The organism is Allomuricauda ruestringensis DSM 13258 (genome assembly GCF_000224085.1).
In the GTDB taxonomy this organism is placed as follows: domain Bacteria; phylum Bacteroidota; class Bacteroidia; order Flavobacteriales; family Flavobacteriaceae; genus Flagellimonas; species Flagellimonas ruestringensis.
In genome coordinates, this window is the sequence record NC_015945.1 from 2,917,602 (window position 1) to 2,938,862 (window position 21,261).

19 protein-coding genes and 2 pseudogenes are annotated in these 21,261 nt (G+C 41.6%); 5 read left to right on the forward strand and 16 right to left on the reverse strand.

All coding sequences use genetic code 11. From position 1 onward, the window contains the following. Positions 1–67: 67 nt before the first annotated feature. From MURRU_RS13160 to MURRU_RS13175, 3 genes are all read left to right on the forward strand, one after another. Positions 68–1,420 carry a hypothetical protein gene (locus tag MURRU_RS13160; protein WP_014033966.1) on the forward strand — a complete coding sequence of 451 codons (1,353 nt, stop codon included), beginning with the start codon at positions 68–70 and terminating at the stop codon, positions 1,418–1,420. Positions 1,421–1,716: 296 nt separating this feature from the next. Next, positions 1,717–2,472, forward strand: coding sequence for a CPBP family intramembrane glutamic endopeptidase (locus tag MURRU_RS13170; protein WP_245545039.1), 756 nt, complete (start codon positions 1,717–1,719; stop codon positions 2,470–2,472). Between the two features lie 94 nt (positions 2,473–2,566). Continuing rightward, positions 2,567–5,722 (forward strand): cytochrome c biogenesis protein CcsA, encoded by a 3,156-nt coding sequence (locus MURRU_RS13175; RefSeq protein WP_014033969.1) that lies wholly within the window; start codon positions 2,567–2,569, stop codon positions 5,720–5,722. Here the strand turns inward: MURRU_RS13175 and MURRU_RS13180 are convergent. From MURRU_RS13180 to MURRU_RS13195, 4 genes are all read right to left on the reverse strand, one after another. Further along, positions 5,719–7,176, reverse strand: coding sequence for a pyridoxal phosphate-dependent decarboxylase family protein (locus tag MURRU_RS13180; protein ID WP_014033970.1), 1,458 nt, complete (start codon positions 7,174–7,176; stop codon positions 5,719–5,721). The two genes, MURRU_RS13175 and MURRU_RS13180, sit on opposite strands and share 4 nt — an antisense overlap. Positions 7,177–7,182: 6 nt before the next feature. Continuing rightward, the gene (locus MURRU_RS13185; protein WP_014033971.1) at positions 7,183–7,899 is read right to left on the reverse strand and encodes an FAD-binding oxidoreductase; all 717 of its coding nucleotides are present in this window, start codon (positions 7,897–7,899) and stop codon (positions 7,183–7,185) included. Positions 7,900–7,979: 80 nt separating this feature from the next. Then, positions 7,980–8,285, reverse strand: a complete 306-nt coding sequence (locus tag MURRU_RS13190) for a hypothetical protein (RefSeq protein WP_014033972.1) — start codon at positions 8,283–8,285, stop codon at positions 7,980–7,982. 9 nt (positions 8,286–8,294) lie between these two features. Next, entirely contained in the window at positions 8,295–8,657 is a 363-nt protein-coding gene (locus MURRU_RS13195) for a group III truncated hemoglobin (protein WP_041801544.1), read from the reverse strand. Positions 8,658–8,809: 152 nt separating this feature from the next. On the opposite strand from MURRU_RS13195, the gene MURRU_RS13200 reads away from it, so the two are divergent. Then, on the forward strand, positions 8,810–9,376 hold the full coding sequence (locus tag MURRU_RS13200; protein ID WP_049789113.1) for a 5-formyltetrahydrofolate cyclo-ligase: 567 nt from the start codon (positions 8,810–8,812) through the stop codon (positions 9,374–9,376). A 118-nt stretch (positions 9,377–9,494) separates the two neighbouring features. Here the strand turns inward: MURRU_RS13200 and MURRU_RS18230 are convergent, their stop codons facing one another. From MURRU_RS18230 to MURRU_RS13255, 12 genes and pseudogenes are all read right to left on the reverse strand, one after another. Continuing rightward, positions 9,495–9,743: a hypothetical protein gene (locus tag MURRU_RS18230; RefSeq protein ID WP_148261512.1), complete on the reverse strand. Its 249-nt coding sequence runs from the start codon at positions 9,741–9,743 to the stop codon at positions 9,495–9,497. Positions 9,744–9,857: 114 nt separating this feature from the next. Beyond that, positions 9,858–9,971 (reverse strand): annotated as a pseudogene (locus MURRU_RS18235) (FAD-binding protein); the annotation flags it as partial. A gap of 488 nt (positions 9,972–10,459) precedes the next feature. After that, positions 10,460–10,807, reverse strand: coding sequence for a hypothetical protein (locus MURRU_RS13210; RefSeq protein ID WP_148261513.1), 348 nt, complete (start codon positions 10,805–10,807; stop codon positions 10,460–10,462). Beyond that, a complete protein-coding gene (locus tag MURRU_RS13215) occupies positions 10,764–11,225 on the reverse strand; it encodes a hemerythrin domain-containing protein (protein ID WP_014033976.1) in 462 nt (153 codons plus the stop codon). Before MURRU_RS13215 ends, MURRU_RS13210 begins: the two co-directional genes overlap by 44 nt. Positions 11,226–11,232: 7 nt before the next feature. After that, a pseudogene (gene ric / locus MURRU_RS13220) lies at positions 11,233–11,962 on the reverse strand (iron-sulfur cluster repair di-iron protein). Positions 11,963–12,027: 65 nt separating this feature from the next. Beyond that, positions 12,028–12,462 carry an RrF2 family transcriptional regulator gene (locus MURRU_RS13225; RefSeq protein WP_014033977.1) on the reverse strand — a complete coding sequence of 145 codons (435 nt, stop codon included), beginning with the start codon at positions 12,460–12,462 and terminating at the stop codon, positions 12,028–12,030. Between the two features lie 583 nt (positions 12,463–13,045). Further along, positions 13,046–14,329 (reverse strand): chloride channel protein, encoded by a 1,284-nt coding sequence (locus MURRU_RS13230; protein WP_041802051.1) that lies wholly within the window; start codon positions 14,327–14,329, stop codon positions 13,046–13,048. 251 nt (positions 14,330–14,580) lie between these two features. After that, positions 14,581–15,972, reverse strand: a complete 1,392-nt coding sequence (locus MURRU_RS13235; protein WP_222835037.1) for a pyridoxal phosphate-dependent decarboxylase family protein — start codon at positions 15,970–15,972, stop codon at positions 14,581–14,583. A 621-nt stretch (positions 15,973–16,593) separates the two neighbouring features. Continuing rightward, entirely contained in the window at positions 16,594–17,304 is a 711-nt protein-coding gene (locus tag MURRU_RS13240; protein WP_014033981.1) for an SCO family protein, read from the reverse strand. Between the two features lie 11 nt (positions 17,305–17,315). After that, positions 17,316–18,095 carry a formylglycine-generating enzyme family protein gene (locus MURRU_RS13245; protein ID WP_014033982.1) on the reverse strand — a complete coding sequence of 260 codons (780 nt, stop codon included), beginning with the start codon at positions 18,093–18,095 and terminating at the stop codon, positions 17,316–17,318. Between the two features lie 21 nt (positions 18,096–18,116). Next, complete coding sequence (gene nirK, locus MURRU_RS13250; protein ID WP_014033983.1) at positions 18,117–19,556, reverse strand: copper-containing nitrite reductase; 1,440 nt, start codon at positions 19,554–19,556, stop codon at positions 18,117–18,119. A 109-nt stretch (positions 19,557–19,665) separates the two neighbouring features. Further along, on the reverse strand, positions 19,666–19,971 hold the full coding sequence (locus MURRU_RS13255) for a Crp/Fnr family transcriptional regulator (RefSeq protein WP_014033984.1): 306 nt from the start codon (positions 19,969–19,971) through the stop codon (positions 19,666–19,668). A gap of 469 nt (positions 19,972–20,440) precedes the next feature. Between MURRU_RS13255 and MURRU_RS13260 the strand changes: the two genes are divergently transcribed. Further along, a complete protein-coding gene (locus MURRU_RS13260) occupies positions 20,441–21,250 on the forward strand; it encodes a ThuA domain-containing protein (protein WP_041801545.1) in 810 nt (269 codons plus the stop codon). The last annotated feature ends 11 nt before the right edge of the window (positions 21,251–21,261 follow it).

A 21,261-nucleotide genomic window follows, 5' to 3' on the forward strand; every position in this document is an offset into this window, starting at 1 on the left:
AACCGGTTTGGGACGTTGTTGTCCAAATCGGTTCAATAACTGATTTTAAAATCTAAATTAAACTACCATGAACAAATATTTCTATTCGAAATTATCAGTACTTACCGTGGTGCTCGTTTATTTGTCCAGTTGTACAAAGACAGAGACCATTACCGAGACAATTACCGAAACGGTCACGGATACCATTATCGAGACCACTATAGACACTTTGCACTTGGACCCCGTACTGGTGGCCCAGGGAAGAGAAGTGTTCAGACATGATACCTTTGGTGACGAGGCATTTTGGAGCGGTGTTCTCCATTTGGACAAGGCCATCCTAGGAGCGGATAATGGAGGGTATGGCGATGGGGTGAGCCCAGCAACAGCACTGGCCGTTGGGCTTAAGGTGGATGCCGAGGCCTTGCCCGCTGAGGTGGTCTCCCTGATACAATCAGGGGATGTTGACTTGAATGACCCGGCCACCACAGTGGAACTGCTCCGGTTGAATTCGGTTGTCGGGATCAAAGGTAATTTTGATGAGACAGGTGACCTGTCCTCTATCGGTATTACCTGTGCCCTATGCCATTCCACGGTGGATGATTCCTTTTCTGAGGGTATCGGTAAACGATTGGATGGTTATCCCAATAGGGATTTGAATGTTGGCGTCATTGTTTCATTGACGGACAATGCCCAATTTTTGGCCGATTTGCTCCATGTGGATGTCCCTACGGTCAATGCGGTATTGAATGGTTGGGGCCCGGGGAAATTTAATGCCGGTCTGATGGTGGATGGTATCGCCACACGACCTGATGGATCCATTGCCGCAAACCTACTTCCCGCAGCCTATGGATTGCAAGGCGTTAATTTGGCAACCTATACCGGTTGGGGGGATATGGTCTATTGGAATGCCTTTGTCGCCAATCTGGAAATGCACGGTCAAGGGAACTTTACAGATGCCAGGCTGAACGATGCAGGCATGTTCCCCATAGCCGTGGAAAATAATTTTGCCAATGTGGTCAACTCCCCGGATTTGATTACCGGAAAACTTCCAGCACTGCAGGCCTACCAATTGTCGTTGGATGCACCGACACCTCCTGAAGGGAGTTATGATGTGGCGGCCGCTGAGCGAGGCAAAGTCCTTTTCAATGGTCCTGCACAATGTGCCACCTGCCACATCGCACCCATTTTCACGGATGCCGGGTTTAACCTGCATACGGCAGAGGAAATTGGAATCGATGATTTTGAAGCGAGTAGATCGCCCACAGGAATGTACAGGACCACGCCCTTGCGAGGCTTGTTTGCCCGCATGAAAGGAGGTTTTTATCATGATGGGAGATTTGCCACCTTAGCCGAGGTCATCGATCATTACGATGGACATTTTGACCTTCAACTATCACAGGGTGATAAGGACGATTTACAAGAATATCTAAAATCGATATAAAAATTTGGTTGGTTATTGATTGATTGATGGATTGGATGAATGATTGATTGATTGATGATGGTTGTTCCTAACCAGGGCCTCATTGGGTATTACAACCAATGGGACCTTGGTTTTTGATTGACTGGAAATTGGTACTAACGAAAAATTAATTTTCGCTTTAATTCTAAAAAAATTATGATTGGATTTATACCAGAATTGGTCTTTGATGCCCTTTTCGTATCCACAAAGGTTAAACTGGACATTTTGTTGAAAAAGCATGACAAATGTACTTGGGATTGAATCACACAGGTAAAATAATGATCGTCACATTTGGGGCGTTCTTACTCTATTGGGTGCTGGATGATTTGTACTTCAATAGGCTCCGATCCTATTTGGACTTGTTCATTGGGCAGCGGGGGATAAGCCACATACTAGCATATACACTTTCTGCCTTGCCACTTCTTTTTGGTGTATGGCTCGTTCACAAGAAATGGAACTTTGCACGATACTTGGGATTGAACGGAAACATAGGTAAAGCCCTGTTGCTTTCGGGTGTGTTTACAGCCCCAATGTTCATTGGCTATTATTTGGCATTTGATGTAAATACGGAAATCACTGTGAACCAACTATTGGTTTCAGTGATTGCGGCAGGATTTTTTGAAGAGGTTTTTTTTAGGGGATTTTTATTTGGTCAATTGTACAGGTTCACCAGAATGGGTTTTGTTCCTGCAATTTTTATTGGAGCCCTATGGTTTGGTGCCATACACCTGTACCAAAGCCATGATTTGAATTCGGCACTAGGGATTTTTGGGATTACTTTTTTAGGTGCCGTCTTGTTTGGATGGTTGTATACCGAGTGGGAGAATAACTTATGGATGGCCATATTTTCCCACTCCCTTATGAACTTGAGCTGGTTGCTTTTTTCGGTGGATGAAAATGCCATGGGAGGTTGGTATGCCAACCTCTTTCGATTGATTTCCATTGTTTTGATGATTCTACTGACCATTTATTCCAAAAGTCATAAGAATAGATCGATGGCCATTAACCGCCGGACAATTTGGATGAAAAAATAATGATATATCGAAAATGGGATAATGCCTTCACTACTAGGGATTGTTTGAAAAGTGATGATGATTTTATGGATGGTCTTAATCCTAATTACGTATTATGAAAACAATATTCATAAAATTGATTTTCTTCTTGGGATCCACTTGGCTCATGGTGATACTTTTTGTTACCCTTGCCTTGGGAATGGGTCTGGGAACATTTATTGAGAATGCACATTCCATTGATGCGGCCCGGATTACAATATACAATTCATGGTGGTTTGAGACCTTGATGGGGTTGTTTGTGATCAATTTCTTTCTGAACATTAAAAAATTCGGACTGCACTTAAAACATAAATGGCCCACCTTGACCATACATTTGGCCCTGGTGGTCATCATTATAGGTGCCTTTATCACCCGGTATCATGGATTCACTGGACTGATCTCCATCCGTGAAGGGGCGACTTCCGATGAAATCCTTTCGGATGATGCCTTCTTGGAGGTGGAAATTAAAGCAAGTAAGGGAACCCGAACCTTAAAACAGCATATCGAGAAACGGCAGTTGTTGTCCAGTGCGACACCTAGGCTAAATACGTTTTCAATCAAGACCGTTTTCGATAATAGGGATATTACGATTTCATATAAGGACTTTGTGAAGAATGCCCAATGGAGCTTTAGAAAAGAACCCCAAGGTGCTCTATTTTTAAAGATTGTGGAAACAAAACAGGGCGAAAGACACGATCATTTTATCAAGGAAAATGAACTGTTCCATTGTGGGGATATAAGCTATAGCCTCAACAGGCCAGTGGATGGGGCCTATAACTTTTCGACCCTAAGGGAAGAGTCCCTACTTGAGCCACCCTTGACAGGCTCCTTGTTGGAAATGGCCACTGGTAGGGAAGCCGAAATCGTAGCCGGGCAGAGGGACACGGTAAAGACCAAAGCGCTCTATGACTTTGGAAAGGTAAAATTCGTTGTACCGGAACCTCCCTCTAGGGGGGCATTGGTATTGACCTCGGGTACTCCTTCAGGGGAATTGGATGGTTCGGATGGATTGATCCTTACCGTGGCCAGCGATACGATTCAGCGAGAGGTAGTCGTATTGGGTAAAAAAAGAAAAATAGGCGAGCGCACAACTACCGAAATCAATGGATTGACCTATACCTTCACCTATGGGAGCAAGGTACATAAATTGCCCTTCCAGCTACAACTTGATGATTTCATTGCGGAAAGATACCCAGGGACCACCAACAGTTACTCGGCTTTTGAAAGTAAAGTGGAGGTGTTGGATGGCCAAAAAAAACAATCAGCGGAAATTTATATGAACCATGTATTGGACTATAGGGGTTATCGTTTTTTTCAATCGTCCTTCCACCCGGATGAAAAAGGTACCATCCTATCCGTTAACCACGATTTCCTTGGTACAATGGTCACGTATATAGGCTATTTTCTCTTATATTTTGGGCTCTTGGCCATTCTTTTTACCAAAAAATCCCGGTTCGGCCAAGTGATAAGAAAACTAAAACGGCTCAATGTCACGACCAAATGGGCTGGAACGATCATCCTTTTCCTTATTTCATGCCAAGGCTATGGCCAGAGTGATATCGATCCCATGGATTCTATATTCCAAAAAAAATTGGATTCCATTTTATTGCACTATAAAGTTCCGGAAACACATGCTGCAAAGTTCGGCCGCTTGGTCATCCAGGATGCCAACGGGAGGATGAAGCCCATGGACACCTATGCTTCGGAGGTATTGCGAAAAGTCAGTAAAGATTACTCGTATAAGGAGCTCAATGCGAACCAAACCATATTGTCAATGGCACAGTTCCCCGAGCTGTGGTTCAATGTCCCCTTGATTTACATCAAGAGGGGGAATGACAGCCTTAGGAGCCTCTTGGAGATATCGAGGGAAGCTAAACTTGCCCCATTATCGAAATTTTTCGATAAGGAAGGCGAATATAAGATCAAGGACCAAGTGACACTGGCCTACAAGTCCATGGTGCCCAATCAGTTTGAAAAGGACTTTATCGAGGTGGATCGCAGGGTAAACCTCTTGTACAATACCCTTAGTGGGGAGGGTCTGAGATTGTTCCCGATACCCAATGAGTCGAATAATACTTGGACCTCAAATCGCCAATTGGCCGGACTTGGCTTCCAGAAAAAGGACTCCCTGTTCGTGGCAGGTATACTGCCCCTCTATTTCAATACATTTTCAAAAGAGATACCCACCGGGAATTTTCAAGAATCCCTCCGTTTGCTGGAACAAATTGAAAAATACCAATCGAAGTTTGGCCATGGGGTCATTCCCAATGCCTCCAAAATCGATCTGGAGATTCTTTATAACGAATATGACGTTTTCAAGAATCTTTTTTCTTGGTACCTTTCCTTTGGATTATTGCTGCTGATCGCGGCGATTCTCTACCTCTTTAAAGGAAAGGGTACGTTTGCTAATATACTTTGGATACCCCGGGTCGGGATCTACCTATGCTTCGCCGCACAAACCCTAGGCTTGTTGGCCAGATGGTATATCTCGGGACATGCCCCTTGGAGTGATGCCTATGAATCCATCATCTATATTAGTTGGGCCACCATGTTGTTCGGGATTGTCATTGGACGAAAATTTGACTTGGCCTTGGCTGCAACCGCATTTGTAAATGCCATAATCCTTATGGTCGCCCACTGGAACTGGCTCGATCCGGCCATTGCCAATTTACAGCCCGTACTCAATTCCTATTGGCTGATGATACACGTAGCGATCATCGTGGCGAGCTATGGCCCCTTTACACTGGGAATGATCCTTAGCGCACTCAGTCTATTGTTCATGGCCCTGTTGAACAAAAGGAACCATGGTAATCTAAGACTGGCCATCAAAAAATTAACACTGCTCACAGAGATAACACTGACCATTGGATTGGTAATGTTGACCATTGGTAATTTTTTAGGGGGACAATGGGCCAACGAGAGTTGGGGCCGTTACTGGGCCTGGGATCCCAAAGAGACCTGGGCATTGGTAAGTATCATGGTCTATGCATTGATCATCCATATGCGACTGGTCCCTAAATTGAACAATACATGGTTGTTTTCAATCATGGGGGTATTGGGCTTCTATGCCATCCTTATGACCTATTTCGGTGTGAACTTCTACCTGTCAGGACTCCATTCGTATGCCCAGGGGGACAATATCGTCACCCCAGGTTTTATCTACTATTCCATTGGTGCTGTGGGCATATTGGCAGGGATATCCTATTTTAAACGAAAACGATATCCTGTTTAAGGTAAGTTGTTCGTTTCGATCAATGCCCTTTCCAATAAATGCATAAGAAGGTCTATCTCTTTTTTGTGTGTCCTAAAGGACAGTAGGGCGGCACGAAGGACAAACCTATCATGGATCATAGTGGAGGAGAGGAAGATGCGTCCGTCCGATACAAGGAACCTTAGAATGGCCCTATTGTGTTCATCATTGTACAGATGATCATCCGGCCTGGCTTCATACCTAAATGCAATAACGGTAAGTTCCGGTTCACAGAGCACCTTAAAGTTTAGCTGTACCAATTTCCGATAGAGATAATCGGTCAATACCAGTTTCTCTTCCAAGTAATCGGAAAATACCTTTGGTCCATAAAGTTTTAACGGCAACCACATTCGCGGCCCCCTAAAATGTTTGCTCAATTCCGGAGAAAGATCGGCGGGGGAGAAATGGTCATTTTGATAGCTATCCTGCATGTAATGTGCCCCTTGTTTAAAGGCCCTTACCAAACACTTTAGCTCCTTTACCAGAACAATACCGGATCCGTATGGTAGAAATAGGCCCTTATGGGGATCGAGGATTACGGAATCCGCTTGGTGCAAACCCTTGAGTTTGGATTTTCCAGTGGTTGTCAGTGTGAAAAAGCCCCCATAGGCAGCATCCACATGCAACCATATTCCATGTCTTTTGCAAATGGCGCCCAATATTTCAATGGGGTCAATAGCACCTATATCCGTGGAACCTGCATTGGCGACGACCAAAAATGGGCTCAGCCCCATTTTGACATCCCTTTCGATCTGTTCCTCCAGATATTGGGTCGATAGCCTAAATTGTGCATCCAAGGGAATTTTTTGCAGGACACATTCTTCCAATCCAAGCAAATGTATTGCCTTATAAATGCTATGGTGTGTCTGCGTGGAGCAATAGATTACACTTGTTCGTACATTCCGGGAGGAGATATCATGGTGTTTTTTGGCACAGGAAAGTGCTGTAAGATTAGCCAAACTACCCCCAGAGGTCAAATTCCCACCAAACCCATCCTTGTATCCTATCAATTTTCCGGCCCACTGAATTAGGGCATTTTCCATTTTTACTGCACCAGGGGACGCATAGAATACCCCAGCGTACCTGTTGGTCAATGCCGCCAGGTAATCCCCCAGTGCAGAACTGAACAGTCCACCACCTGGAATATAGCCCAAATGGCCACCCGATACAGGGTTTAACCCAGGATCCACTACCGCTTGATCAAAAAAGCTTAGTAGCTCGCCAAGACTCGAGGTATCTTCCCTAATCCTAAATTCCGGTTCAAGATTTTTAAGAGTTTCGGAATTTGTGTTAAAGGCTTTGATGGTTCCCAAGTTATCCAGAAAACCGTGGCCGAATTCCAATATCAATTTTTCCATTTTCCTCCGCTGTTCCCCATCCTCCTCCAAAAGGACATTAGGTTTGTTCAGGAAATCTTGGTTTGTTTCTAAAGCCATGGTTCGTCAGGAATTTAAGATTTTGCTCTGTCCAAACTTATAACCTGTTTGGATCCGTTTTTGGTCAACACCTATTTTCATCAAGTGGGTCATCATATCAAATTCGAAGGACTTGGGCCCACAGATATAAAAATATTGATCTTTTTTTTGAACAATCGATTTTAGGAACCCAAAATCAATACGTCCTGGAAGTTTTTCGCTTGCCGTTGGACTGCTCAACCTCATGATGAAATTGCTGCCCAACATTTTCCTCAATCTTTTTTCAAACAATATATCCTCTTTGCTTTTAGTGGCATAGACCAATAAATGGCTTTCCGTGAACTCGGGACCAAACCTATGGATATAGTCCAGAATGGGCATAAAGGGAACAATGCCCGTGCCGGCGGCAATAAAATGTCCATAACCCCTATATTCAAAAGTATCCCAGGGCCGACTAAGCTGGATTACCGCGCCTGGCTTTAATGCGGACAAACGGTAGGTCAGACTGTCCTTGTTCGGCCGTATCTTAATGATGAACTCCAGACATGGGTCATCTTCGGCACTTATAATCGTAAAGGGAGCCACCTCCAATTCACAACCGGGCTGGTCGATACTCAGTTCCACGGCCTGGCCTGGAATAAAATTGAATCCAAAGGGTCTTTGGACCGAAAAGCGGACGACATTGTGGTTGACTTTTTCTTTTTTTACAAGTCTTGTGGTATAGGGAAAGATGAAACCGTTCATAGTACAAATGGTATGTTGGTTACCAATTGGATTAAAATGTGCGGTCTGGGTTACAAAAAATGAAGATAAGCCGATACGGATTATACCGATTTTGAAAAAATCACTTCATCCGTTCCCATATGGAACATATCCTTTTTTAGAGTGGAGAGGAGATAGGTGATGATATCCTTTTTTGAAAAGGTCGATTTATATTCAAAACGGACAGCGCCACTGTTGGCAAAGCATAGATTATGTTCATCGTTGCCATCCGACATATAAGGGATTTCATAATATTGGGCCAAACGTTGTACAAATTCCATTTTTACATCCAAGGACAGGAGTTCGTCCCTTGAGTACCTAGATCGGTTCGTGGTATTCCCGAAAATTTCTGAAAGTTTGACCTTCATAAGTCCTTGTTATTCAATATGCTTAAAATATTCAATCTTCAATTGGAACATCTCCGCCATCTTTTCCGCCCGAAACTTGGCCTCAGCGGCTTTTTCACCGGTAAAGTTCTCATCCCCCGTTTCCATAAAGAGCTGCTTCCATCGGTCAAAATGTGTTCCTTGGACCGGTAGTTTGATATGGGGGGCTAGGGGACTACCATAATAGGTGTGTTCTCCCAATAGGACCGTTTGCCAAAACCGGTACATTTTTTCCAAATGGGCTGGCCAATTGTCTTGGATTACGCCATTGAAAATATCCGACAATATATCATCATTGCGAACCTTGCCATAGAAAATATCCACCAGTTGCCGTACTTCCTCCAGAGTTACGATTTCTTATTTTTGTATCACTTTTTATAATAAAATAACTATACACCAAATTCCATGAATCCATTTTGGATTTTTATAGGAACAGAACCTAAAATTAGCATAAAGATGCGGAGATTTGAAAATTAACGGATATTTTTGTCCGAAATATTCATTGTATGAGTATCCCTGTCAAAACAAAAAAAAAGAAAATTAGAAAACAGATGTTGCGTCAACGGAGCCTTTTGTCCCCTGCCGCCAAGGCCATTTATGATCAAAATGTCTGTGAAGCCCTATGGCATCTGATGGAACAGAAACGATGCCAAACGGTTCATACCTATCTACCAATGGGTTCCGAAATCAATATTTTTCCATTTATAAAGCAGTGTTTGGCCCATCAAAAAACAGTTATTTGCCCACAGACCTTGCCCAAAAGGAGGTTTATAAATTTGATCCTTACATCCTTGCAGGATTTGGAACCTGGGGTTTTCGGAACCAAGCATCCCGCTGGCAAAAGTATATTTGAAGGGACCTATGACATGATTGTGGTTCCTGGGTTGGCGTGTGATGGTGATAGGTGTCGACTGGGTTATGGGGGAGGATATTATGATACTTTTGTTGCGGATTGTCCGAAGGCCCACAAAGTAGGGGTTTTTTACCCTTTCCAGCAAATCGATAAGATACCTCTTGAACCCCATGATATGCAATTGAACGATTTGTTGGTTTGCCAAGCTTGGATGGACTAGACTTGATATTGTGCCATAAGATTTCAAAGACCTCCTTGGCCCTGGAGCAATGGATATCGTCTATTTATTTATGGAAGAGCCATCCTGATGTGTTGTGGTCCTTATTGAAATAACCTTCTCAGTCCTCCCTTCTTACTAGCGAATGAGAAACAATCATTTGGGCAACATCCAGTATATTTGCCTGTTCATAGAGAGTAGGATTTACCGCTGATATCGACAAAAGTCTACGGACCTTCCCATGGAGAACCTTCAACTGCCTAGCGGCCCCCTTGAGATCTTCTGTACTCCGCACAATTCCCACCTTGTTCCGCATCAATGCTTGGAGGTTGTGGACATGAAGCTTGACCAATTCGAGATCCACGGGCACGGAACGTTTTTTTTCACAATATGAAATTCTCCTAGGTGGTGGGACAAGTGGATGGGAACTCAAATGGGTGTAGGTATTATGGGTATATACAAGGGCTTCCAGTAAGAAGTTTGAGGTCAATTTGTTCGCCCCATGAAGTCCAGTCTTTTCACATTCCCTGCAGGCAAAAAAGTTTTTAATGAAGGTCCTTCCATACCCATCGGCATTAATGCCCCCACAGAAATAAGAGCAGTTGGGACCACAGGTATCAAATCTCTGTCAATTGGGATGTTATGGCCCAGACATTTCCTGTAAATTGTGGGGAAATGTAATTTGAAGGCATCGGTATTCAAATGTGTGCAGTCGAAAAAGGAATGGAGTTGCCCTGATGTCATCAGTTCAAATGCAATGCTTTTGAAGACCACATCCCTTAGTGCGAGTTCCCCTCGCTGGTCATGGTTCACTACCTGAAAATGATGCTAAAACATATCTGGCGCAGTTCATTTAAGTTCATTGTATAAAATTAGAACAAGGGTTTAAGGAATAATTAGAATAGGGCAAAAGTTATAAAAAGACTTATTAATAATAAAATAACCTTTTTATCATTTATATGTATAATCAATATAATCCTTTAATTAGGTGGTCCAACTTAATATCCTAGTGGAAGGCTGGGGATTTTTAAAAGTACACCTGTAAGAGGTGTGGTAAGAAGGTGCTATCCCGTCCTTAGGGAAGAGCTAAGCCAAATACATAAGAATGACTCCCATACTGAACAGCACGCTCAAAATCAATATATTGAATGTGGTCAAAGGTTTCAATTGTGCCAATACGGCCCCATTGAACGCCATGCAAAAGATGGTCACAAAGAATAGTAAGGTCATTTGTACCGCGGTATCTAATGCTCCCATCAACAGTACCATTACTGCTGCAGAGCCCAAACAGCTTTGCCCTATGATTGCTATGGTGGCATAGCCCATCTCACCTTTCTTGTATTCCAAGAACAGACGCTTGTGAACGTTGGTAAGGACATTACCTTTGCTTTTAGTTCCAGAATGGGTCATAGGTATTGTCTTTGAATTTTTCATGGTTGTGATATTTTTGTATTAGGTCCAACTGGGCGTCACTGGCAATTTTTTGAATTTCATTAAAGAGCTGGCGTTCCTCATATCGTATATGTTGTTCCAGTTCCTCTTCAATCTGTACCAACCTCCTGATAGGGTCAACGCTGGAGGTAAATAACCGGACCAATCTGCGATGCTCCCTTAACGCTTTTTTAATTTTTGGATTATCCATACCCAAAATGGGAAAGATGTGATTTTCCTCCAATTCAAAATGCGGGATCAAATGGGTCTTAAAGAACCAATCCACATAGGTCTTTATGCGTTCCGGTGCTACCTTTTTTGAAAGTCCCGTTCGAATCTTCCAACATAGGAGCAGGCCGTGATGGTGTTCACGGCTTACTCCCTGTAGGGCCTTATGTCGTTTGATGGGTGTTCCGGCCATAAGGGCTTTAGTTGCTTAGTACTTTTTTTTCCAATGTTTCTGCTTTTGGGAACAGGATATTGTTCTCCAAATGGATATGTCGATGAAGATCTTCCTCAAATTCCTGAAGAAGGGAAAAGGCAACCCTATAGGTATTACAGGCATCGGAAGGTGGGGTGTAATCACCGCTCAGGGCAGCTATTTTTCGGAACCGTTCCCCTTCATTGTCATGCTCCTCCATCATCATTTGAATAGGGTTATGGACTGTACCAAATTGCGGTGGTCCCAAGGTCTTTCCATCTGCCGTTCCGGCCACCATTCTACGAATCCAGGGGAACAGGACCTGTTCTTCCTTCTTCATGTGCATGGCAAGTTCGCCGGCAGAACCGGTGAAATGTTCAAAAATACCAAACAGTTCAGGGTGTTTGTTGCCATGTACGTGACATAGCTTGTTAAGATATTGCTTTAAGATCGGGATACGTTCCTCAACGTACCGATGGTGCTTTTTTTCGATATAGTCGATCAAAAGATCTAAAGGCCATGTATTGAAATCGGGCTGATCCGATTGACTGTCCCGTTGGACTTCGTCCAGTTCATGCAATAGAACTTCCTTGTCCAGACCATTTTTGTCGGCAACTTCCTGTAAGGTCCGATTGCCTTTGCAGCAAAAATCAATTTTATGATTTTTAAAGACCTGGGCGGGTACGGTAATCCTCGGCCACCATCTGGCCCACTGTTTTTTCCATGGTATCGTTCATGATATTAGAATTAAATGTTATTTCAATAAATAGGATAAAAATGTCCTTTATTAGTTTAAATTTTTTTAACGCTTCAAATAGGTCAGTCCAACTTCCAGTCCCATTGCCAGTTCGTACAAACTGGTATTCTCCAACATATTTTTTAAATCGGTCCTGATATCTACAAACTTGTCATGGAGAGGACAGGGCTGGTTTGCGTTGCACTCCTTGAGACCAAGGCCACAGCCGACATAGGTACCATCCCCATCGATGGCATGGACGATACTGCTCAATTTTACGGTATCCATCTCGGTTCGGTCCAACTCAAAGCCACCTGTGGGCCCCTTGACGGATTGGATGACCTTATTCCTCGAGAGCTGTTGCAAGATTTTGGCCGTGAAAGCGATCGGAGAATCGATTTCTTCAGCAATTTCATTGACACTGACGCGTCTTCCATCCAAGGATTGCAGTGCAATATAGGCCACAGCGCGAATACCATACTCACAGGCTTTTGAAAACATCATTGCTAAATTTATTCATTACAAAGATAACATTAATTTTAATTCGGATAAAAATGTCCTTTATTATTTTCCCGAATCGGGACTGCCAATCGGTCCCAAATATATACTTTATGCTAAAGAAGGATGGCATACTTGAAACTTATATTCGATTTCGGTTTAGGACCCTCAATAAAAGCGGGCTATATAGTATTGATAAACTCGCCAAAGCAGGGATTTCCGTATAATCATTAAAGATGGGCAATGTCGCCAAGCTGGATGGGACGGACAATGAGAACCACTAAAACGGAAAGTTTGAGCCATTTTTTATTCTACTGTAAATGAGTGAGTCAATGACTTATTTGTAATTTAACTATGCTCACTTTTTTCCAGCGAAGGTGGTATACCATGCCCGTTTTTTGCAAACAACCTTGTGTAACATTAAAGCAAAAAAAAGCGACATAAGATTAAACTAATGCCGCTTTATATGTTTTCACAACGGAATAATCCTTATTGTGAATATGGACTTTGTTAATTATGCTCTGTGGCTCTTCCATTTTAGAGAAACCCACAGAGCAGAAAATTCTACCTTAACCTAATACTTGGACTAGGTCATAATTTTTTCTTCTTTCTCCATCTGGGAACTTATAAACGGAATTCTCGGAGCTAAAAAATAGCCTGTCAAACTTGCGAATAAGATTGGAATAAAATGTCCAAACCCTGTCAAGGTGGCAAGTAAAATGGTCGTGCTCATTGGCGTTCGGGTTACACAAGCGTTAATTGCCGCCATACAGCTGACTATCGCTAATGTCAAATTTATTGAAGGGAACAGTTGGTGGATAATCAAGCCCAGCGTTGCCCCCACAAAAAAGAGCGGAATAATAAACCCACCTCTCCAGCCCGATGTTACCGTTATGGAAATGGCTATGATTTTAAAGATCAAAATTGCGAACAACAACGTCATTGAAAAATTTCCATTCAATAGTTCGTTGATTTCGTAATGGCCAAAATATCGGGTTATTGGAAAATAAAATGCTATGACCCCAAGAAGGATTCCCCCGATCAAGGTTTTGACGTAAATAGGTATTGGCCTTTTCTCGAACACTGTTTTGAAAAACTTGGTGCAAAAAATGAAGGTCCAACCAAAAGCAGCACCGATTATGGCAAAGAGAACAGCATGGCCAAAATCAAAAATCCCTGAATACTCATAAGCAGATAGGTCCCATGTTGGACCAAGTCCCAAATGAACGATCAACGCAAACACCAAATAACTGAAACAACTTGCGACAAATGCGGGAATAATGGCTTTGTAGTACTCAACTGCGTGTTTGTGGTGAAGTATTTCCAATGAAAAGAGACTTCCGCCCAAAGGAGCTCCAAATAATGCAGTAAAACCCGAGGCCATTCCTGCGATACTTAATGATCGTAACTCTTCTCCTTTTAGCCGGAACAATTTTCCTAACCAAGTACCGGTTGAGCCTGTAACCTGAACCAATGGTGCTTCGGGTCCGAGACTACCACCTGATGCAATACACAACAAAGAAGAGAGAACCATTGACGGATTGTTCTTTGGATCCAGTTTACCCTTGTTGAACCGAATGTTGTTTACAATCAAATGGATTTCCCCTGGGTCTCCGATGTAGTGAATTATGAAACCTGCCAAAAGTCCACATATTGCCATTACCGGAATTACTTGCCAACCACTAAAAAAAGCCAATTGATGGGTCAGAAACTCAAGTACAATCCAATAAACCCCTGCAATTACCCCGCCTATCAATCCAAGTAAGGCCCATAACATAAAAGTCCGACTGAAAACGAAAGGATTGAACCGAACAGGTTGGTCCAGAATATTTAAATAGGTTACTAATTTTCTTCTTCGTTTTAATTTCACTGCTTTGCTATTGTTTTCCGGTGTGTTGGTGTGCGTGGTTTTTATTTTTTCCACGCCCAAATATTGAAAAAGGAATGGCCAAAATCAAATGTGCCAAGGTAATATAAGTATAAGTGTTATTTTCTCCACACTATTTAAACATCCAATAAAATTCGGCCAAAAATGGCAAGAAAAGGAATATTATACCACCTAAAAACCCATCATGTTAAAACAAAAAGCCCCTTAAAAGAGCTTATGCAACGGTTGCCATTTTAAGTTTGATTTTTATATTTCTCATCAAATATGTCTATTTCCTTAAATAGTGAATCAATATATTCTTCTGTCAAAAAAGGATTTAGTAAAACTGTTCTTAACCATAAGTCATCTTTGTATCTGGGCAAGGAAATGAAGAAATCCGTTTCGTTTATCAAATGGTTTTGTAGGTTTTTATTCCATTCGTCAAATTCTGTTTCTTGGATATAATTTGGTTCTCCACGAAAGCAAATCAAATTCAATTCTGGCTTACTCACAAGTTTTAAATATTCTCGTTTTTTAATTTCTGAAATAAATTTTTCGGTCATTTCAAAACTGAAATCAATAAGTTCTTGAATTCCTTTTTTACCTAAACCAAGTAATGAAAGCCATAATTTTACTATTTCAGCATATTTTGTTCCTTGAATGTTGATTTCACCCAAGTTGATAAAATCCTCTTGCTCTTTCATGTAAGGTGCTGAAATTCTGAAATTCTCTATCATATTTTGGAAATCGCTGAACAAAACCATTGAGCAGGTTTTTGCAACGTATAACCATTTTTGAGGGTTGAATGAGATTGAATCTGCATTGTCGATTCCATTCATTAAATGCTTGTACTTTTCCGAAAAAATGACAGCTCCACCATAAATGGCATCAATGTGAAACCACAAGTTATTTTCTTTGGCAATGCGGTTAATGTCATCCAAAGGGTCTATGTTTCCGGAAACGGTTGTTCCTGCTGTTGCAACAACCGAAAAAGGTATCTTGCCCAGTTTTTTCTGTTCTTCGACCTGCTGTTCTAAATGGACAACGTCCATTTTTGAATTTTCGTCCGCCTTTATTTTAATTACGTTATCTGCGCCAATGCCCAATATCATTCCTATTTTTTGAATGGATGAATGAGAATGTTCGGAAGTGAAGATTACGGGTTCTTTTTGTAAAGCGGAAATGTTTCCGTTATTTAGATTTAGTTTTTCGTTTCTGGCCACTATCAATGCTTGAAGGTTCGATAATGAACCACCACTTAACATAACTCCACCTGCTGAATTTGGAAACCCGAAAAGAGTTGCAAATTGTCTTGTAATCGAATATTCCAATTGAGTTAATATTGGGGACATTTCTAAACTCAATTGATTATTGTTCATTGCAGAAGCAACGTAATCCCCAATAATTGACCAAAGTGTCGGTATTGAGTCCATATGACCAATATATTTTGGATTGGCAGGGTTCATGTTGAAATCAAAAAGTTCTTGTAACCTTAAACCTATTTGGTTGTCACTATTGGGTTCCGTTGGTATTTCAAAGTGTTGCGTTCCGAAATATTGAAATTTGGGATAAGTCGGTTTATTGGCTGCATTTGAAAGAAAGTCCAATAGTTGCGTTGTAATCTCTTGCAGTTTTTTTTCAACCAATTCTTTGTTTGTTCCTTGAGGGCTTATGAATTGATTTAGGATGTTTTCTTTTAAATGCATATATGGTTTTCAAATTGCTTATACAATGTTGGCGGGTCGTTTTTCTATTTATCATTCAGCAACCGATATAAATATTGTAGATACCCCGATCTTTAGGATAGGTTTTCTATAAAATTAATATAATTATCAAGCTGATCTCTTAAATAGATCGATCGGTCTTTCATAGTCAATGGATTGGTGTCTTCTTTCATGGTTGTAATAGTCAAAGTACTCCGCCAATAATAGATAGAGGTCCAATTCTCAAGCAGATAAATTTTTTGACCCTACCGTAGAGAACTTAAGAAACCTTGTTAATGCTCATGAGGTAATTGGTCACGTACACATATCGATATTGGAAGTTTAGGGACCAAACCATTTTATCCGCTATTTTTTATAAACGTAAATAAATCCGATGCTGGACCTAAGGTGTTTGATCAAATATCCATGTTGGCGGCTTCCAGTTTTTTTATATTGACGGAATAGAATCCCAACCCTAAAAAAAATTAATTGATATCTAGTAGTATAAGGTCCGATGATTTTTTCTTGTAGAAGGCCGTGTGGGACATACTCGATCATTGAATATCACATAGCTTCAATAGCTGCGTTGATGTATTTTATGGTATTGTCCGAATTTACCCCCAATCCTTCCTGTTGGAAGATCATTTCTCCATTAGGGGCAAAGACACTTATAATGTTTGAATGGGAAAAATCCATAGGTGAAATTTCCTTGTAGCTCACGGACAAAACAGCGGCAAATTCACGTGTGTTTTCTTCCGAAGAGCGTAAAAATAACCAGGGTTCCCCATCCATAAGGTTTTCTTGGGCAAAGGCTTTTAAACGCTCAGGGGTATCGGTTTCAGGATCTATACTTACAAAGATCATCTTCACATTTTTCTTGGAATGTTCGGGCAAGCGTTCTTCGATATTTCTCATATCGGCCACCAAGCGCGGACAGGCCGCTTTGCAACTGGTATAAATCATGACCATGACCAAAACATCACCTTGTAGGTCCTTGAGCTGAATATCCTTGCCATTTTGTGTTGTCCACGTAGATGGGAGATTGTAAATGGACATATCGGAATATGTCCTATCAGCGGTTTCTTTTGTTTTGTTTTCAACCTTGACCATATCCATATTGCAGATTGGACAGTTCCCCTTTTGGCCATAGGTTTTGTTTCCTTCGCATTGCATTGGGCAATGATATGCCACATCTTTGTCCACAGTCCTGGAATCATTGTTCTTGCAGGCCGTCAAGGCCAATATAGTGATCAATAAAACTATATAGGGTTTCATGTTTTTGATATTTATAGACTTTCTGTACTGTTCTTGGCACACCTAAATCCAAGATTCTTAATGCCGTACCTAGCTTTTATACTTCCCCTGAATGCATAGCGCATAAAGGCTGCATAGTTCATTAGATCTGTTGCGCCTATGGCTGCGCTCCCACAAAACAAATTACTGTCCTTATCCACATCCTTTCTGGATTCGCCCGAAATAAGGACGGAATTAAAATCAAGGGTCCACTCCCAGACCAGACCATGCAAATCGTAAATGCCCCAATAATTTTTAGGCGTTTTACCTATTGATCTCTCATCGGTTCTAGGTGTTTCGTACCACGAGAGTATTTTTTGGTTATAAGAGGCCTTTCTTCTGGCATCGCTGGTAACTTCGTCGGCCATTGCTACATATTCCCATTCATCTATGGTCGGCAATCGTTTTCCTTGGCATTCACAATATGCTTTGGCTGCAAACCAAGATACATTGGTTATAGGACCTTTGGGGTTTTCGGTATCCATGAGGGTCGTGTCGTTTTTGAATTGGCGCAAGTAATTGTCATCCGCAAAAAGCTTCAACACATTGGACTTTTGCCATTTAGGATTAGCCTTTAAAAATTGTATGAACTGGCTATTGGTTACAGGATATATGTCCAGTTGAAAATCTTGGACCTCAACAAGGGTTGAATCCCTTCCGTACAATGGAATATAACGACTTCCCTTGATGCTTGCCATACCTTCGGTCTGTGCGAAACCAAAAGTCTGGAAGACTAGATAGGCAAATGCTACTCCGAAGTTATGCGCAGACATGATATTAAGCTTAAACTTGGATTATTTGTTTTTTACTTTATTGACCATATCGGCGGTAACCACTGTATTGTTATTGCCCCAACTGTTATACACATAGGTCAACACATTGGCAACTTCTTCCGATGAGAGCATTTGTCTTGTCATGACGCTATTGTATTTTTGGCCGTTGACAGTGATTTCACCAGTTTTTCCGTTCAGTACAATATCAATGGCCCGATTGATATCAGCATTTAGATAGTCTGATTTTGCCAATGGCGGAAATGCATTCGGAATACCTTGGCCTTCTGCCTGATGGCAAGCAAAACAAGTTTGCATATATACCTGCTTGCCGAACTTCATTTGTTCTTCAAAATTTTTAGCTGGGATTTCAGATTCCACAATGCCATCAGTGGTCGGCATTTCCTGTATTCCAGGCCCCTCTGGCAGGTAAATGCCATCATATTGCTCACCGGAATAAATATTTTCGTTTTCCTCTCCTTCCACTTTCAGCATGCCCAATGCCCCTTTGTTGAACGCTCTAAAAATGGAATGGTCCACCAAAATAAAGGTCCCGGGAACATTTACGTGAAACTCTATAATGGCAGCTCCTCCTGCGGGGATCATAGTGGTCTGTACATTTTCGTTTATTAAGTCGCCTCCTTCAACATGCACCTTATCAAATATTTCCCCAATTACATGAAAAGAAGACACCAGACCCGGACCACCATTGCCCACAAAAAGTCTAACGGTTTCCCCAACCTTTGCAGTAATGGCATTGTCGCCTGTCAAGGCGCCCACATTTCCATTGAAAACCACATAATCTGCATTTTCATCGACGGCCTTTTGCATATCAAAAGGTTGTAGACCACGCTCACCATTGGCCCCTTTGGTGTAAAAATCCCCTTGCATGATGTAGTACTCCTTGTCAACAAGAGGCAATCCTCCGTCAGGCTCCACTAAAATCAAACCGTACATTCCATTGGCAATATGCATGCCCACTGGAGCGGTCGCACAGTGGTAGACATAAAGTCCAGGGTTTAAAGTTTTAAAGGAAAATACTTTTTCGTGCCCCGGCGCGACAAAAGAGGATTCCGCTCCACCACCAGGACCGGTAACGGCATGCAAATCAATATTGTGGGGCAACTTGTTATCAGGGTGGTTTTGTAAATGAAATTCGACTTCGTCACCGACCCTGGTCCTGATAAAGCTCCCAGGTACCGTTCCCCCAAAAGTCCAGAACACATACCTTACGCCATCGGTCAATTCTCCTTCCATTTCAAGAATTTCCATTTCAACGATGAGTTTTTTGGGCTTTCTTTTCCCTACGGGCCTGGGGACATTTGGTGGTGAAGTCAATTCTGCTTTCATTTCCCTGTAAACAGGAATATCCTCTGTGTTAGTGTATACTTTTTTTTTGCTTTTAAAGCAACCATACACTGAAAGAATTAAAGCAATTGATAGGATTTTTAGAATCGACTTCATTTTTGGTTGATTTTTTGGATATTCATTAAAACTATAAATTATTAAAGAGGAAGGCAAAAATCATTAATAAGATAAAGTTATCCTTTTTATGGAAAAAACCTAATCTAGTTCAAGTGGTATACCATGCCCGTTTTTTGCAATTGACCAAAGAAGGGGTTTGTGACAAAAAACTGGTTAATGAACCTACCATGGAATTTTCGAAGAAAAAATCATTGCAGACCTCCTTGTCGGGCGAGTCGTAGAACAAGCGCATAGACCCCTTTGATATAAAAGCCAACTTATTGCATACCTGTCCAGATTTCAGAAAGACTTCGTTTCTTTTAAGATGTTCTTCCTCCATCGCATTTCCAAGTGCGGACAACTCTTCCTTTGAAGCCTTAAAGGTTCTTTCTATATTAAAGATAAGATGGTTCATTGATTGCGAGAATAAAGTCAAAACTGGAAAAAATTGATTCTCAAATTTAATTTAAAGATTGATGTGTTTTGTAAAAAGAAAAATGATTTATCGGTGATTTTTGGGTTCTGTCGCATTGAATATCTAGGATTTAGAAACGCATATATTTTAGTGGTTACTAGCAAGATATTTTATGTCTAAGCACCATCGTTATCTCAGAAGTGTAATTTTATAAGCAGTTTATTTTAAACTACGATTCAATTTGGATCAGGTTGAACTCCGGTGTACCAGAGACAGTCATGAAAATAAGATATTAGTTGAATCGCTTCTAAACACATGGGTGCGAAATTCACCTTTTTTAAAAGTATTTCTTAAGGGTTTTGCAATTTAATACAGTATAAATTATGTATTGCATAAACAAAATTAACTTTAAAATACATATAACTAGAAATAAATTAACTAATAACCAACCATGAAAGTGTATCACAGTATGAAACTAATACCATCTTTGTCGGAAAGGAGTAAGGGAATAGCAACTCGGTTTTTCGTTCTTTTTGTTCTGACCTTCAGCCTATCAACCGTACTCTCCGCTCAGATTCAGAATACATCGGATGTTTATGAATCGACTAATAGGCCAAGGGCCCTGGCGGTAATAGGAGATCGCTACCACTCTCCTGTACATGTACGTAATGGGCTAATGGGGCCGCTGGCGCTAGAGAATATCCCTGTGGTCTACATAGAAAACCATAAAGCGTTGACTGCCGAAGCCTTGAACGGTGTTGATTTACTGATTTTCTTAAAGGATGGTCAGATATGGCACAACGGTTATGAGCAAGGCTCGCAGGTTATGTGGATGACTGATGAGCAACAACAAGCTATCTACGATTTTGTAAATAACGGTGGTGGATTTCTGGCGTTGCATAATTCGCATGGTATTTACCCACCAGATGGACTTTACTACGAGGTTTTCGGAGGAAACTATGGCGGTCATCCGGCGCCCGAGGAGTTTATGATTCGAGTCGAGGATAAGAACCATCCAATTACAGCTGGCGTTGAGGACTTTAGAACCTACGACGAACAGCACATGAGCAAATACTACGGAGAACCAGATCAGTTGTTGTTGAGAAATATCTCGGACGCCAACAAATCTGCTCCGGCCGGTTGGTGGCGGGAAGTAGGAAAGGGAAGGTTTGTTTACCTCGCCCCGGGACATACACCAGAGGCATTAGGACACCCAATGATGGTGAGGTTGATTCGTAATTCCGTAAGGTGGCTAACGAAGCAATCGGATGACAAGTAAAATAGAAGTAT

Excerpts from the sequence above, each read along its gene's own strand:
- MURRU_RS13245 (WP_014033982.1), bottom strand. The coding sequence starts at position 18,095 with ATGTCTGCGCATAACTTCGGAGTAGCATTTGCCTATCTAGTCTTCCAG.
- nirK (WP_014033983.1), bottom strand. The coding sequence starts at position 19,556 with ATGAAGTCGATTCTAAAAATCCTATCAATTGCTTTAATTCTTTCAGTG.
- MURRU_RS13225 (WP_014033977.1), bottom strand. The coding sequence starts at position 12,462 with ATGTTTTCAAAAGCCTGTGAGTATGGTATTCGCGCTGTGGCCTATATT.
- MURRU_RS13160 (WP_014033966.1), top strand. The coding sequence starts at position 68 with ATGAACAAATATTTCTATTCGAAATTATCAGTACTTACCGTGGTGCTC.
- MURRU_RS13170 (WP_245545039.1), top strand. The coding sequence starts at position 1,717 with ATGATCGTCACATTTGGGGCGTTCTTACTCTATTGGGTGCTGGATGAT.
- MURRU_RS13175 (WP_014033969.1), top strand. The coding sequence starts at position 2,567 with ATGAAAACAATATTCATAAAATTGATTTTCTTCTTGGGATCCACTTGG.
- MURRU_RS13190 (WP_014033972.1), bottom strand. The coding sequence starts at position 8,285 with ATGAAGGTCAAACTTTCAGAAATTTTCGGGAATACCACGAACCGATCT.
- MURRU_RS13215 (WP_014033976.1), bottom strand. The coding sequence starts at position 11,225 with ATGGCCGGAACACCCATCAAACGACATAAGGCCCTACAGGGAGTAAGC.
- MURRU_RS13185 (WP_014033971.1), bottom strand. The coding sequence starts at position 7,899 with ATGAACGGTTTCATCTTTCCCTATACCACAAGACTTGTAAAAAAAGAA.
- MURRU_RS13260 (WP_041801545.1), top strand. The coding sequence starts at position 20,441 with ATGAAACTAATACCATCTTTGTCGGAAAGGAGTAAGGGAATAGCAACT.
- MURRU_RS13240 (WP_014033981.1), bottom strand. The coding sequence starts at position 17,304 with ATGAAACCCTATATAGTTTTATTGATCACTATATTGGCCTTGACGGCC.
- MURRU_RS13255 (WP_014033984.1), bottom strand. The coding sequence starts at position 19,971 with ATGAACCATCTTATCTTTAATATAGAAAGAACCTTTAAGGCTTCAAAG.
- MURRU_RS13180 (WP_014033970.1), bottom strand. The coding sequence starts at position 7,176 with ATGGCTTTAGAAACAAACCAAGATTTCCTGAACAAACCTAATGTCCTT.
- MURRU_RS13200 (WP_049789113.1), top strand. The coding sequence starts at position 8,810 with ATGAGTATCCCTGTCAAAACAAAAAAAAAGAAAATTAGAAAACAGATG.
- MURRU_RS13210 (WP_148261513.1), bottom strand. The coding sequence starts at position 10,807 with ATGAAAAATTCAAAGACAATACCTATGACCCATTCTGGAACTAAAAGC.